This window comes from Saccharothrix hoggarensis (assembly GCF_052936025.1).
Window position 1 is genome coordinate 5,600,160 of the sequence record NZ_CP193624.1, and the last position, 14,041, is coordinate 5,614,200.

Genomic DNA, 14,041 nt, shown 5'->3' on the forward strand with positions numbered 1-14,041 from the left:
GCTCTGCTTTCCCTAGTAGTAGGACTTCGCCGGGGTGGTGGACCTCAGCCGCGCATGGCGACGTGCAGCTGGGAGCGGATCTCCGGGGTGAGCTGGACGCCGACCCGCTCGACCAGCCGCGCCATCGCGTAGCCGATGAGGCCGATGTCGCAGTTCGGCGCGGCCAGCACGGCCAGGCAGGAGCCGTCGCTGATGGACATCAGGAACAGGTAGCCCCGCTCCATCTCCACCACGGTCTGCTTGACGTCACCGGCCTCGAAGCAGCGCGCGGCGCCCAGGTTCAGGCTCACCAGACCGGACGCGACGGCCGCCAGCTGCTCGGCGCGGTCGATCGGCAGGCGCTCCGAGGACGCGAGCAACAGGCCGTCCGCGGAGACCACGATCGCGTGCGCGACGCCCGCGACCCGGGCGACGAAGTCGTCGACCAGCCAACTGAAGTTGTCCAGTTCCTCGGCTGCGGTGGTCACTTCTGCTCCTTGGTCTGATTGCCGCCTGCGGTGGCGGCGTTGTCTGCGTTGCCGAACGACAGGCCTTCCCACGGCATCGCGGCGTCGTCGCCGGACTGGCGACCGAGCTGGACGCCGCGCTGGTAGGTGGCGAAGCGCTGGCGCAACCGGTCCGCGGACCGGCGCGGCGGCGCGGCGGTGGCGACGCCGGACGGCGGCGCGCCGTTCCCGGCGGCCGGCGCGTTCGGCGCCGAACCCCGGGGCGAGGGCCCGGTGAGCGAGCCGGGCACCAGGCGCGCCTTGGGCACGCGCTTGGGCAGGCCCGCGGTGGTGGTGTCGTCCACCGGCGCCTTGAGCACGTTGCTGGCCGTCGACCAGCTGTCCTCCGCGGCGCCCCAGCCGGCCGCCGTGCCGGACGACGGGATCGGGGACGGCGCGGGCTCCCGCTTGGGCAGGCCCGCCGGGGTGGAGCCGCGCGGCGCGGGCGGGGTCGCCTTCGCCGGCGCGGGCGGCGTGATCAGGTCGGACCGGTCGGTGTACGCGGTCTGCTCCGACGCGGTGTCCGCGCGGCCGCCCTGGTGGTCCGCCGGCTCCGTGCCCATCAGCTCGGCGCGGTCGGCGAACATCGTCTTCTCGGACGCGGTCTCCGGCGGCGCGGTCGTCGGCCGCTCGGGCGCCGGGCGCTCGGCCGGGCGGTCGCCGCCCAGCTCGCCGCGCACGGCGGCCTCCGCCTCGCCGCCCTGGAACCAGCGGGACAGCACGTCCTCGTAGATCGGGAGCCGCTGGGTGGAGGCGTCGTCCTCCTCGACCACGACCGGCTCGGGCTGCCGGGTGGCGGGCGGGTACGAGTAGTCGGGCAGCTCGTCGTCGCGCGGCGGCACGGTCTCCGTGACGGTGGGCGTGAACAGGTCCGACGTCGAGGTCTGCTCGACCTCGAAGTACCCGCCGGGCTCGGCGTCGTGCGTGTGCACGACCTGCGGGAACGGCGCGGGCGTCGCGTCCAGCGGCTGGAAGCCGCCGGGCGCGATCTCCGGCGTCCACTTCGGCACGCCGGCGAGCACGCCGACGCCGCTGTCCTCCAGCTCGGGGTTGGCCTGGCGCGGCGGCAGGGCCGGCGGCGCGGGCTGCGCCTGGACCGGCTCGGGGCCGCGGTGCAGCAGTCCGACCGGCAGCACGACCTGCGCGGTCACACCACCCTCTATGTCGTCGTTGTTCGTCAGCGTCACCCGGATGTCGTGCCGCTTGGCGAGCTGGCCGACCACGTACAGGCCCATCTCGCGGGCCACCGACACGTCGACCTCGGGCGGGTCGGCGAGCTTGGTGTTGGCCTCGATGACGTCCTGCTCCTGCATGCCGACACCGCGGTCGTGGATGCGGATGGACACCTCGCCGCGCCGGGTCTCGATCGCCCGCACGGTCACCTTGGTGGTGGGCTTGGAGAACGCGGTCGCGTTGTCCAGCAGCTCGGCGATGAGGTGCGCGAGGTCGTTGACGACGCGGCCCTGGATCTTCAGCTCCGGCGCGGGCGCGATCTGGATGCGGGCGTACTTCTCCACCTCGGAGACCGCGGCGCCCAGCACCTCGGAGATCGGCACCGGCCGGGTGACGCGCCGGTTGACCGTGGTGCCGGAGAGCACCAGCAGGTTCTCGCTGTTGCGGCGCATCTGGGTGGCCAGGTGGTCCAGCTCGAACAGGCTGGCCAGCTGGTCCGGGTCCTGCTCGTCCTGCTCCAGCCGGTCGATGACGGTGATCTGCCGCTCGACCAGCGCCTGCGAGCGCCGGGACAGGTTGATGAACATGTCGTTGACGTTCGCGCGCAGCGCCACCTGCTCGACGGCGAGGCGGACGGCTTCGCGCTGCACGGCGTCGAACGCCCGCGCCACCTGGCCGACCTCTTCGGTCGTGTTGATCGGCACCGGCACCAGCGCCTCTTCCGCGGCGCGGGCCGGGTCGCGGTGCGTCCGGATCCGCTTGATCGCGTCCGGCAGGCGGTTGCGGGCCACGTCCAACGCGGTGCGGCGCAGCACGCGCAGCGGCGTCAGCATCGAGCGGGCGACGAACGCCATGAGGGCGAACGCGATCACCAGCGCGACGGCGACCAGCGCCGCGTCACGCCAGGCGGACGCGCGGGCGGCCTCGGTGAGGTCGACGGCCGCGCGGTCGACCTGCTGCTCGATGTCCTCGGACACGGACCGCAGCAGCGCCGCGGTCTCCTCGCCGACGCGCATCACGTCGGCGTCCGAGATGGACACCTTGCCCGCGTCGGCCTGCTGCACGAGCGCCAGCTGCACCAGCCTGTTGCGACCGTCCACCGAGGACCCGGAGACGGTGTCCGCCAGCAGCTGGCGGTTCTCCTGGCTCGCGGTGTTGGCGAAGTCGGTGAGCGCGGCGTCCAGTCGGGACTGCGCCGCGCGCAGGGCGTTCACCTGGCCCGGTGCGAACTCGCCGCGCTCCGCCGTGGACAGCAGGATCGAGTTCTGCTGCGACAGCTGCTCCTTCGCGCTGTACAGCGCGAGGTTGGCCTCGGCGAGCGGCGTGATCGTCTCGTCGCTCAGGCTGCTCGCGGTGGCCCGGTGCACCTGGGCGAGCGCGGCTAGGACCTGGCCGTAGGCGCTGTGCACCGAGATGTCGGGGTACCTGGTGGTGGTCACCGTGTTCCGCAGCGCGTTGAGGCCGTCGAGCGACTGCAACGACTTCTGGAACGACTCGCGCACGGCCTCGTCGATGCCGGTGGTGGACGCCGCGACGTCGCGCAGCCTGCCCACCTCGGCGTCGACCTTGCTGGACCGTGCCACCAGCTCGGCGGCGTTGTCCCGCCGGCCGCCCGCGACGAACCAGACCGCCGCGTCGCGCTCCAGCTGCAGCGCGTCGGACACCGCGGCCGCCTGGGCGGACAGCTGGAGCTCCCGCTGGATCTGGCCGAACAGCTCGACGTCGTCGAGCTGGGTGTTGAGCCGCAGACCCGCGAGGGTCAGCGTGCTCAGCGCGGGCACCAGGAGCACCACGGCCAGCTTGCTGCGCAGGCGCCAGTTCCGCAGACGCCACCGGGAGACTCCCCGGTCGGCGGGCACGGCGCCTGTGCTGGGACCCGAGTCGGGTGGACCGCTCTCAGCGGCACCCGTGTCGAGTTGAATCCGCTCCGGATCTTTCCCGGAGGCGTGGTCGTCGTGACCGCGCACCGTCAGCACACTCCCCAGCCCCCCAGCCAGTGAAACGACACATCCCTACAAACCCGGTGGATCTTGGTGGAAAAACCCGCCGAGTGATACCGCCGTTCGGACGAGAAGCCGGTAGTTTGCAAATCAACCATTGTCGCGCAGACCACACCTGGACCCGCTAAACGATCGCTAACCGGCGTTCACGGATTTTTCATGCCCTCGACCCGAGCGGGAAACACGTGACGGGGGAGCCCGGCGACGGGCTCCCCCGCCTGATCAGCTACCGCCGCCGCCGTGCAACATCGGCTTGACGTCGAAGTCCTTCTCCAGCAGACCGTAGGTTCGCATCAGGTTCGCGACGCGCTGCAACCGGGTGGCGTCCAGCGTGGTCGGGAACTCGCCGAAGTGCACGAGGCTGGCGGTTTCCTTGTCGACCTTGGCGTACTCCACCAGCAGCGGCTCGACCGTGGGGCGGTCCGCCGCGTCGCGCTGGCCCTTCGCCATCGCGCGCTGGAACGCGGCGACGGTGTTGGGGTTTTCCTTCACGAACTTGCCGGTCGTGGCGTAGCCCGCGATCGGGATGTCGGCCGTCGGGCCGGACGCCGCGTCGAGCACGGTGATCTGGCCGCTCGCGCGCTGGGCGCGGCTGATGAACGGCTCCACCATGAAGGCCGCGTCGACCGTGCCGTTCTGGACCGCCGCCTCCATGTCCGGGAACGGGAACTCCTTGAACGTCACCTTGGCCGGGTCGACGTCGTTGGCCTCCAGCGTCGCCTTCGCGGTGAGCTCGGCGATGTTCTTGAAGGTGTTGATCGCGATCGTCTTGCCCTCGAGGTCCTTGGGGGACTTGATGGGCGAGTCGGCCTTCGCGAGGATCAGGAACATCTCGGGCTTGGCCTGGTAGCCGTCGCTGACGAGCTTGAGGCCGTCGACGCTCTTCGCGGCCTCCTTCGCCTCGGCGCCGAAGAACGAGACCCAGTTGCCGAACGTGACGTCGAGGTCACCGCTGATCAGACCCGGGATGGCCGCGGCGCCACCCTGGATGATCTTGACGTCGACCTCCAGACCCTCCTCCTTGAAGTAACCCTTCTTGATCGCGACGTGGACCGACGCGACGTCGAGGATGGGGAGCAGGCCCAGAGTGATCTTGGCCTTTTCGACCTTGCCCGGGGTGCCCGCGGCATCCGCGGGCTTGTCCTCGGAACCACCGAGCAGACCGCAGCCGGAGACCACGGCGAGCATCGCGACAGCGGACACTACGCCGAAGATCCTTCGGGCCGAGAGGCCGACTCTTCGAGTCATGGGGGACATCTCCTGTTGGAGTGGCGACATTGCGGGGCAGGATGCACGGGCGACAGAGGCACTGCAGGGCCACGCAAAGTGACACACGTGGTTCGGCAAGACCCCAGTCGACCGACACTCGAAGGCTGATCCACTACCTTCGGTGAGCATCTTTGCACAGGCTGTCCAGAGGTTGGGGTATGCGGTGAGCGAACTTCACGCGGAATGGGCCGTACAGAGCAACCGGCGCCCGGTGGGCATCGTCGGAGCGGGCCCGGCGGGATTGACGTTGGGGAACCTGCTCCGCGAGGCCGGAATCCCCTGCGTTGTGCTGGAGAAAGGCACCCGGGAGTACATCGAGACCAGGCCGCGCGCCGGCGTCCTGGAGCACCGCGCGGTGCGAATGTTGACAGAGCACGGGCTGGCGGACCGGTTGCTCCGAGAGGCGGATAGGCATGGGGCGTGCGAATTCCGGGTGAACGGCGAGGCGTACGAGGTCGACTACGCCACGCTGTACGGCGGCCAGACGCACTTCATCTACCCGCAGCAGGAGGTCGTCCGGGACCTCGCGCGCATCTACGTCGACGAGCGCGGCGGGGAGGTCCGCTGGTCCGTCACGGACGTCCAGCTGCACGACATCGAGACGTCCGAACCGGCTCTGAGCTGGACGAACGCCGACGGGACGCGGGAGCGGCTGGAGTGCTCGTTCATCGCCGGCGCGGACGGGTTCCACGGGGTGTCGCGGCGCAGCATCCCGGCGGGCGCGGTCCAGGAGTTCAGCCACCAGCACGGGATCGAATGGCTGAGCATCCTCGCCGAGGCTCCGCCATCCACCCACAAGGTGATTTACGCACTTCACCCGGATGGATTCGCCGGGCACATGCTCCGCAGTTCCACGGTTTCGCGCTACTACCTCCAGGTCCCGGTGGACGACACCGTGGACAACTGGCCCGACGAGCGGGTGTGGGCGGAGCTGCGCAAGAGGCTGGAGCTCCGGGACTCCGACTGGAAGCTCACCGAGGGGCGCATCACGGAGAAGCGCATCCTCGACATGCGCAGCCATGTGGTTGAACCAATGAACCACGGCAGCCTCTACCTGCTGGGGGACGCGGCGCACATCATCACGCCCGTCGGCGCGAAGGGCATGAACCTCGCCCTGCACGACGCCGAGGTGCTCGCCGACGCCCTGACGAAGTACCACCGAACGGGCGATGAGACGGGCCTCCGGACGTACTCCGAGGTGTGCCTGCGACGGGTCTGGCGTGCGCAGGAGTTCTCGCAGTGGATGGTGTTCATGATCCACCGTTCGCCCGAGCCGTTCCTGGGCCGTTTGGGGCAGGCTCGACTGGAGCACCTCATCGCCTCCGGGTCGTCCGCGGGATATTTCGCGCAAAACTACGTGGGGCCGTGAGTGGACCTCCCACGATTAGCGGGGCCATTGTCGTCCCGAACGGCAGGTGACCGCGGGAATCGCCGCCGCCTTGTTCTCCGCCACCGCACACCGTGGTGCCGCCAGCGGAGAACAAGGCGCAGGTCGGATCATTCGGCTTCTCATTCTCGATCTCGCTAAACGCAGCTTCTTCGCACGACGGCGCGATGCATTCGTCGCCGATTCCAACCCGTGGACGCCGAGGCGCCCCTCAGCGCATTGCCGTGACCGCCTCCGGCGACGTGCCGACGACCGCCCGCGAAATGCCCCGGATTGCCGCCGGAAATCTCCCGGACATACTTCGGCCACCCCGCCCGTCGCACGGTCGGGAAAGCGCTGTCAAACCCCGCCGCACGCTCCCCGCCGCAGCAGTTCTGTCGCGGGAACGATGTCGAATCGTTGTGAACGATCACCGTCGAAACGCCCGTTCACAGGCCACCGGCAACCCCACCCCACTACCCCGCCGCACACCCTCGCGACAAACCGCGCAACGCCGCCTCAACGCACCTCCCAGCGACCGCCCAACGCCGCCGCCGCGCATCTCCCGGCGACCGCTCACCGCCGCCGCAGCGCACCTGGCAGCATGCCCTCGCAGCGCCCGTCCCGCGCAACGTCACCGCGCCTCCGCCGCCCCCGCAGCGCACCCCACCGCGCGTCCGGCAGCGGCCGTCCCCCAAACCCCCACCGCACCGGGCAGCGGCCGTTCCCAGACCCCCACCGCACCCGGCAGCAGCCGTTCCCAGACCCCCATCCCACCCGGCAGCAGCCGTCCCGGACACGACAACGGGCGACCCCCGGCGCCGTCCCCCAGGGGGCCGACGAGCCGCGGATCGCCCGCTGCGCGCTCGCTAACTCACGCGAAGGCCGGTCACGTCGTGGCGCGCTCCTCGGCGGCGTCGACCCGCGAGGCGTCGCCCCGCTCCGCCTCCGCGCGCTCCGCCTCGGCCCACTTCGCGGCCTGCTGCTCGTTCGCCTTGCGGCGCGCCTTGACCTCCTCGGAGGTCTTGCCGACGTTCAGCAGCCGCGCCACCTCCGCCCGCAGCGCCACGAAAGCCTCGGACTCGCGCGTGGTGATCTGGTCCCGCTGCGCGGGCAGCTCGACCTTCAGGTCCGCCACCACGGACGCGGGCGACGTCGAGAGCACCAGGATGCGGTCGCCCAGGTAGACGCTCTCGTCGATGTCGTGCGTCACGACGAGCACGGTGGTGTCCTGCTCGGTCCGCACCTTCAGCAGCAGGTCTTCCAGCTCGAACCGGGTCTGCGCGTCGACCGACGCGAACGGCTCGTCCATCAGCAGCAGCGCCGGCCGGTAGGCCAGGGCACGGGCGATCGCCACGCGCTGCTGCATCCCGCCCGACAGCTGCCACGGGTACTTGCGGCCCACGTCGGACAACCCGACCCACTCCAACGCCTCCGCCGCGCGGGCACGGCGCTCGGCGCGGCCGAGGGTGCGGCGCAACGGGAACTCGACGTTCTTCTGCACCGTCAGCCACGGGAACAACGAGCGGCTGTAGTCCTGGAACACGACGGCCAGGTCCTCCGGCACGCCGCGGACCTCGTTGCCGTGCAGGCTGATCTCGCCGCGGGTCGGGCGGATCAGGCCGGAGATCGTGCGCAGCAGCGTGGACTTGCCGCAGCCGGACGGACCGACCACGCAGACCAGCTCGCCGGTGCCGACGGTGAACGACAGGTCGGCTATCGCGGTGTGCGCGCCGTCCTTCGCCTGGTACGTGTGGCCGAGGTCGGCCACTTCGAGCATCGCGGTCATGATTTTTCCTCCACCGTCGCGGGGGTGCGCTCCTGCTTCGGTTGCCACGCAAGGGCTTTGCGCTCGAACGCGAGGAGCACGGTGTTGAGGGCGTAGCCGAGGACGCCCAGGAGGACGATCCCGGCCCACATGTCGGGGAAGTCGAACTCCCGCTGTGCGACGAGGAGTTGCGACCCGATCCCGTTGTCGGTGCCGACCAGTTCGGACACGACCATGAGCACCAGCGACAGCGACAGGGAGACCCGCAGCCCGGCGAAGATCTTCGGCGCCGCGGAAGGCAGGACGACACCGAGGACCCACTGGGGTTTGGGGATGCGGAACACCGCCGAGGTCTCGAACTTCGTGGTGTCGACGGAACGTGCGCCGTCGACGCTGTTGAGCAGGATGGGCCACAGCACGCCGAAGACGATCGTGGCGAGCTGCATCTGGGTGCCGACGCTGAACACGAGCAGGAACACCGGCACCAGCAGCGGCGGCGGGATCGAGCGCATGAACGTGAGCAGCGGCCCGGCGTACTGCGTGCCGGTCTCGGACCGGCCGAGCGCCACGCCGATGGCGATGCCGAGCACGGCGGCGATCCCCCACCCGGCGAGCAGCCGACCGATGCTCGGCAGCATGTGCTCGAACACCGCGTCGGTGAGGAACAGGTCACCGGCGGGGCCGGAGAACCACAACCCTTGCGCCGCCACGACGATCTCGGACGGACGCGGGAAGAACGTGTCGTCGGCGAACCAGGTGAGCAGTTCCCACACCACGACGAGGCCGACGAACACCGCCCACCGCTGGACGAAGCGGTTCACGACCGACCTCCGGTGACCGAGCTCCAGCCGACCCAGCGGCGCTGCGCGCGTTCCAGGCTCTCGTTGAGCAGGTAGCCGATGACGCCCGCGACGACGGTGCCGGCGAGGACGATGTCCATCCGCCCCGCGCCGCTGCGCGCGTCGCCGATGAACTGCCCGATCCCGCCGGAACCGCCGGCGAGCAGTTCCACGCTGACCACCACGACGAGGCTCGTCGTGGCGGCGAGCCGGATTCCGGTCAGCACGAACGGCAACGCGCTGGGCAGCGCCACGGACACCAGCACGCGCAACCGGCCCGTGCCGAACGCCCGTGCCGTCTCGACGAGCAGCGGGTCCAGCTCGTCGAGCGCGTAGATGGTGTTGAACAGGATCGGCCAGATCGCCGCGTACACCGCGAGGCTGATCTTGGTCTCCGGTCCGATGCCGATGAGCACCATGGCCAGCGGGATGAGCGCCACGGACGGGATCGGCCGCAGGAACTCGACCACCGCGCGGGTGGCGTGGCGGACCGACGCCACGCTGCCGAGCACCAGGCCGAGGGGGACGGCGATCGCCACCGACAGCCCGAGCGCGATCAGCAGCGCGAGGACCGTCGCGATGACGTCACGCAGGAACGCCTCGTCGCCGAGCAACTTCACGAGCTCCACCGCCACCACGGACGGCGGTGGCAGGAAGTCCGCGCGCACGAGCGCGGACCGGCCGAACAGCTCCCAGACGACGAGGAACCCGGCGATGCCGAGCAGTCCTCGGGTGAGCGCACGCACGCGCAACGCCTCTTCCCAGTTGATCAACCCCAGCCAACCCGGATCAATCTAGAGAGTGAAGTGCGCTGCCACAATGCGTGGCGGTGAAACTTCGCCATGTGATCTTGCAATGTGCTTTCAGCACACGCTGACGTAACCGAACGGCCAGCGTGCCGTCCCGGTGGGACGACCCGCGGGCCGCTCGCGAACCCTGGTCCGACTACAGGCCGACGGCCTTGTAGAGGGCGCCGACCTCCTGCCGGTTGAGCACCCGCATCGAGCCGGGGCGCTGGTTGCCCAGCCGCACCTCGCCGACGGCGGTCCGCACCAGGTGCTCCACGGGGTGGCCGACGTGGTCGAGCAGGCGGCGCACGATGTGCTTGCGCCCCTCGTGCAGCACGACCTCGACCAGCGCCTTGCCCGGCATGGACGAGATCAGCTTGAACGAGTCGACCGCGATCGGGCCGTCCTCCAGTTCGACGCCCGCGCGCAAGCGCTTGCCCAGGTCCTTCGGGATCGGGCCGGGCACCTCGGCGAGGTAGGTCTTGGAGATCTCGTACGACGGGTGCATCAGCCGGTGGGCCAGGTCGCCGTCGTTCGTCAGCAGCAGCAGGCCCTCGGTGTCGGCGTCGAGCCTGCCCACGTGGAACAGGCGTTCCTTGCGGTTGTGCAGGTAGTCGCCGACGCACGGGCGGTGCGCGTCGTCGTGCATGGTCGAGAGCACGCCGTGCGGCTTGTTGAAGGCGAGGGTGACCACGTCCTCCTTGAGCACCACGCGCACGCCGTCGACGTGCACCACGGCGGTGTCCGGGTCGATGCGGCGGCCCTGCTCCCGGACCACCTCGCCGTCGACCTGCACGCGGCCGAGTTCGATCAGCTCCTCGGCGACCCGCCGCGAGGCGATGCCCGCCTTGGCGAGCACCTTCTGGAGCCGGATCCCCTCGGGTTGCCCGGAAGAACCTGGCGCCGAGCGCTTCGGCACGGCCTGGTCAGACATCGTCGATCGCATCCACTTCGGGCAGCAGGGGAGCGATCGGCGGCAGGTCGCCCAACGACGACAGCCCCAACCGCTCCAGGAACAGTTCGGTCGTGCGGTACAGGATGCCACCCGTGTCGGAGTCCGTGCCCGTCTCGGCGATCAGACCGCGCGCGACGAGCGTGCGGATGACCCCGTCCACGTTCACCCCGCGGACCGCCGCGATCCGGGCCCTCGTCACGGGCTGCCGGTAGGCGATGACCGCGAGCGTTTCCAACGCGGCCCGGGTGAGCTTGGCGCGCTGCCCGTCGAGCAGCAGCTTCTCCACGAATGGCGCGAAGCGGTCCCGTGTGTAGAACCGCCAGCCGTCCCCGATTCTACGCAGGTCGATGCCGCTGCCCTGCTCGGTGTACCGGGCGGCCAGCCGGTGCAGGGCCGCGGTGACGCGCCTCACCGACTGGTCGAGGACGCCGGCCAGCTGCTCCTCGGCGATCGGGCTGTCCACGACGAGCAGGATCGACTCCAGCGCGCCCTCGAACTCGGCGTCGTCGGCGAGGTCCGGCAACCCGCCGGCCTCGGCCTCGTCGTCCGGTTCGGGCAGGTCGGCGGGCAGGGGCGGCGCCACGCCGGCCACCTCGGCCACCGCGTCGACCCGCTGGAACCCCGCGGTGTCCGACCCGGCCGTCTCCGACCCGGCCACGCCCGACCCAGTCGCGTCGGACCCAGCCGCGTCGGACCCAGCCGTCTTCGGCTCGGCGGTGTCCGACCCGGCCGGGACCGACTCGGGAGCGACGTCGCGGTCCGGGGCCAGGTCCGGGCCGGTCGGTCGGTGGTCGCTCACCCGTACTCCTCGTCCTCGTCGCGGGCGTGTGCCTGCGCCTCCTCGATGGTCCCGCCGACCCACGTGATGCGCAGCTCGCCGAGCGGGTCCGGCTGTTCGAACGCCAGCGCCCGCTCCCGGTACAGCTCCAGCAGCGCCAGGAACCGGGCGACGACCTCCATCGTCTCCGTGCACTCGGCGATCAGCTCGGCGAACGTCGCCGTCCCCACCTCCGCCAGCCGCGCGCGCAGCAGGTCGGCGTGCTCCCGCACGGACACCCGGTGCTGGTGGATGTGCGACGTCGACACCGTCGGCGGCGGCTTGGGCCGGAACACGACCGCGGCGATCTCGGCGAACCGCCGCGCGTCCACGCCCAGCATCACCTCGGGCAGCAACCCTTCGTACCGCTGCTCCAACGCCACCGACCTGGGGTAACGCCGGTACGCTCCCCGTTCCAGCTCCCCGAACAGCGCCGCGACCTGCTTGTACGCCCGGTACTGCAGCAGCCGCGCGAACAGCAGGTCGCGGGCCTCCAGCAACGCCAGGTCGTCCTCGTCCTCCACGTCGCCCGCGGGCAGCAGCCGGGCCGCCTTCAGGTCGAGCAACGTGGCCGCGATGACCAGGAACTCGGTCGTCTCGTCGAGGTCCCACTGGTCGCCGAGCGCCCGGATGTAGGCGATGAAGTCGTCGGTGACGGTGTGCAGCGCGACTTCGGTGACGTCCAGCGTGTGCTGCGAGATGAGCTGGAGCAGCAGGTCGAACGGCCCCTCGAAGTTGGTCAGCTTGACCTGGAACCGCCCGTCACCGACCACCGCCACCGGTTCGGGTGCGTCACCGCTCACTGCTCGCGCAACCTACGCACCAGGAGCGAGTCCGCGCCGTGCCCTTCGAGGTCGTCGAGCACGATCGCGATGGCCTCGCGCACCACGCGGCCGCGGTCGACGGCCAGGCCGTGCTCGCCGCGCAACGCCAGCCGCGCGTGCTCCAGCGCCAGCAGCTCCTCGTCCGACACGTACACGGTGATCTTGGTGGAGTGCTTCTGCCGACCGGTCCCCCGCCGCTGCGCCGGCTGCTCCTGCGCGGGCACGTCGGGGGTGGGGGCGGAGCCCGTCGTGAGGCGGAACAGCTCGGACGCGCCCGGCAGCGATGGGCGTCGGGTCACCGGGCGATCACCTCGCGCGCCAGCGCGCGGTACGCCTTCGCGCCCGCCGAGCGCGGGGCCCAGCGGGTGATCGGCTCGCCGGCGACGGTCGTCTCCGGGAACCGGACGGTGCGGTTGATCACCGTGTCGAACACGACGTCGCCGAACGCCTCGACGACGCGCGCCATCACCTCGCGGGAGTGCAGGGTGCGCGGGTCGTACATGGTGGCGAGGATTCCGGTGATCTCCAGCTTCGGGTTCAACCGCTCCCTGACCTTCTCGATGGTGTCGATCAACAGGGCGACCCCGCGCAGGCTGAAGAACTCGCACTCCAGCGGGATGAGGACGCCGTCGGCGGCGGCGAGCGCGTTCACGGTGAGCAGGCCGAGCGACGGCTGGCAGTCCACCAGCACGTAGTCGTAGTGCTCGATCACCGGTCGCAGCGTGCGCACCAGCGTGTGCTCGCGGCCCACCTCGGACACCAGCTGGATCTCCGCCGCGGACAGGTCGATGTTGCTGGGCAGCAGGTCCATGCCCTCGACCGGGGTGCGCATGATCACGTCGCCGACGGCGACGTTGCGCTCCATGATCACGTTGTAGATCGTCTGGTCGAGCTGGTGCGGGTGCACGCCGAGGCCGACGGACAGCGCGCCCTGCGGGTCGAAGTCGACCAGCAGCACCCGCCGCCCGTACTCGGTGAGCGCCGCGCCGAGGTTGATGGTGGACGTGGTCTTGCCGACCCCGCCCTTCTGGTTGCAGACGGCGAGGATCTTCGCCGGCCCGTGGTGGGCGATCAGCGGCGGGTCGGCGATCTGGCGCAGCGGCCGCCCGGTGGGCCCCATGTCGCCCGCGACCTGCTCGGCAGCGTCCTCGTCGGCGGGCGCGGCGTGCGGGGCGAGGCTCAGTTCGACCGAGGCTCGCGGCACGGCGGACCGCGGCGGGGGCGGTGGGGGTGCGCCCCACGTCTGGCCCGCGTGCTCCGGTGTCGACATCGCCTTCTCGTTCCTAGTCCTCTGCCTGGGCGCAGCCTAAGCACACCGAGGCCTACCAGCAACGCGCCCCGCCGTAGCGCCCGCCACCGTTTCTCACCGGTTCGCGCCGGTCCGGTCGGCGGCCCGGAGCACCACGTCGAGCAGCCCGGGGAACAGGTCGTCCAGGTCGTCGCGGCGCAACGACACCCACCGCTGGTTGCCGCACGCCCTGGTGCGGGTGATGCCCGCCTCCCGCAGCACGCGCAGGTGCTGCGACAGGGTGGACTTGGCGACGTCCACGGTCAGCGCGCCGCACAGGCGTTCGCCGTCGGCGTCGATCTGCCGCACCACCGCCAGCCGGGTGGCGTCGCTCAACGCGTGCAGCACCGCGCCCAGCTCGATCGCGGTGGGCTCGGGCTCGTCCAAGTTCGGCACCTGGTCGGCACCTCCAGCTCGTCGGGCTCTTGAATCGGGGTGGGTTACCCGGTCAGGCGACCGCCCACGGTAC

General features: G+C 70.8%; 13 protein-coding genes. 1 reads left to right on the top strand and 12 read right to left on the bottom strand.

All coding sequences use genetic code 11. The features are described 5' to 3' along the window. Positions 1–44: 44 nt before the first annotated feature. From ACRAKH_RS25185 to ACRAKH_RS25195, 3 genes are all read right to left on the bottom strand, one after another. Positions 45–467 (bottom strand): roadblock/LC7 domain-containing protein, encoded by a 423-nt coding sequence (locus tag ACRAKH_RS25185; protein ID WP_380729296.1) that lies wholly within the window; start codon positions 465–467, stop codon positions 45–47. Continuing rightward, the gene (locus tag ACRAKH_RS25190; protein WP_447009338.1) at positions 464–3,517 is read right to left on the bottom strand and encodes a nitrate- and nitrite sensing domain-containing protein; all 3,054 of its coding nucleotides are present in this window, start codon (positions 3,515–3,517) and stop codon (positions 464–466) included. The genes ACRAKH_RS25185 and ACRAKH_RS25190 overlap by 4 nt, the downstream gene beginning before the upstream one ends. A 363-nt stretch (positions 3,518–3,880) precedes the next feature. Beyond that, positions 3,881–4,861: an ABC transporter substrate-binding protein gene (locus ACRAKH_RS25195; RefSeq protein WP_380723952.1), complete on the bottom strand. Its 981-nt coding sequence runs from the start codon at positions 4,859–4,861 to the stop codon at positions 3,881–3,883. Between the two features lie 229 nt (positions 4,862–5,090). Here ACRAKH_RS25195 and ACRAKH_RS25200 point away from each other — a divergent pair, with 229 nt between their 5' ends. Then, a complete protein-coding gene (locus ACRAKH_RS25200) occupies positions 5,091–6,296 on the top strand; it encodes a 4-hydroxybenzoate 3-monooxygenase (RefSeq protein ID WP_380723953.1) in 1,206 nt (401 codons plus the stop codon). An 886-nt stretch (positions 6,297–7,182) separates the two neighbouring features. Here the strand turns inward: ACRAKH_RS25200 and ACRAKH_RS25205 are convergent. The 9 genes from ACRAKH_RS25205 to ACRAKH_RS25245 form a co-directional block, all read right to left on the bottom strand. Beyond that, entirely contained in the window at positions 7,183–8,082 is a 900-nt protein-coding gene (locus ACRAKH_RS25205) for an ABC transporter ATP-binding protein (RefSeq protein WP_380723954.1), read from the bottom strand. After that, positions 8,079–8,882, bottom strand: coding sequence for an ABC transporter permease (locus tag ACRAKH_RS25210; RefSeq protein ID WP_380723955.1), 804 nt, complete (start codon positions 8,880–8,882; stop codon positions 8,079–8,081). Before ACRAKH_RS25210 ends, ACRAKH_RS25205 begins: the two co-directional genes overlap by 4 nt. Next, on the bottom strand, positions 8,879–9,646 hold the full coding sequence (locus ACRAKH_RS25215) for an ABC transporter permease (RefSeq protein WP_380723977.1): 768 nt from the start codon (positions 9,644–9,646) through the stop codon (positions 8,879–8,881). Before ACRAKH_RS25215 ends, ACRAKH_RS25210 begins: the two co-directional genes overlap by 4 nt. Positions 9,647–9,845: 199 nt before the next feature. Then, positions 9,846–10,622, bottom strand: coding sequence for a pseudouridine synthase (locus tag ACRAKH_RS25220; protein ID WP_380723956.1), 777 nt, complete (start codon positions 10,620–10,622; stop codon positions 9,846–9,848). Continuing rightward, positions 10,615–11,442 carry an SMC-Scp complex subunit ScpB gene (gene scpB / locus ACRAKH_RS25225; RefSeq protein WP_380723957.1) on the bottom strand — a complete coding sequence of 276 codons (828 nt, stop codon included), beginning with the start codon at positions 11,440–11,442 and terminating at the stop codon, positions 10,615–10,617. Before scpB ends, ACRAKH_RS25220 begins: the two co-directional genes overlap by 8 nt. Next, positions 11,439–12,263, bottom strand: coding sequence for a segregation and condensation protein A (locus ACRAKH_RS25230; protein WP_380723958.1), 825 nt, complete (start codon positions 12,261–12,263; stop codon positions 11,439–11,441). Before ACRAKH_RS25230 ends, scpB begins: the two co-directional genes overlap by 4 nt. Next, positions 12,260–12,583: a hypothetical protein gene (locus tag ACRAKH_RS25235; protein ID WP_380723959.1), complete on the bottom strand. Its 324-nt coding sequence runs from the start codon at positions 12,581–12,583 to the stop codon at positions 12,260–12,262. Before ACRAKH_RS25235 ends, ACRAKH_RS25230 begins: the two co-directional genes overlap by 4 nt. Beyond that, on the bottom strand, positions 12,580–13,554 hold the full coding sequence (locus ACRAKH_RS25240) for a ParA family protein (RefSeq protein WP_380723960.1): 975 nt from the start codon (positions 13,552–13,554) through the stop codon (positions 12,580–12,582). The genes ACRAKH_RS25235 and ACRAKH_RS25240 overlap by 4 nt, the downstream gene beginning before the upstream one ends. A 93-nt stretch (positions 13,555–13,647) precedes the next feature. Next, complete coding sequence (locus ACRAKH_RS25245) at positions 13,648–13,968, bottom strand: ArsR/SmtB family transcription factor (RefSeq protein ID WP_380723961.1); 321 nt, start codon at positions 13,966–13,968, stop codon at positions 13,648–13,650. Positions 13,969–14,041 lie beyond the last annotated feature (73 nt).

Excerpts from the sequence above, each read along its gene's own strand:
- ACRAKH_RS25240 (WP_380723960.1), bottom strand. The coding sequence starts at position 13,554 with ATGTCGACACCGGAGCACGCGGGCCAGACGTGGGGCGCACCCCCACCG.
- ACRAKH_RS25205 (WP_380723954.1), bottom strand. The coding sequence starts at position 8,082 with ATGACCGCGATGCTCGAAGTGGCCGACCTCGGCCACACGTACCAGGCG.
- ACRAKH_RS25220 (WP_380723956.1), bottom strand. The coding sequence starts at position 10,622 with ATGTCTGACCAGGCCGTGCCGAAGCGCTCGGCGCCAGGTTCTTCCGGG.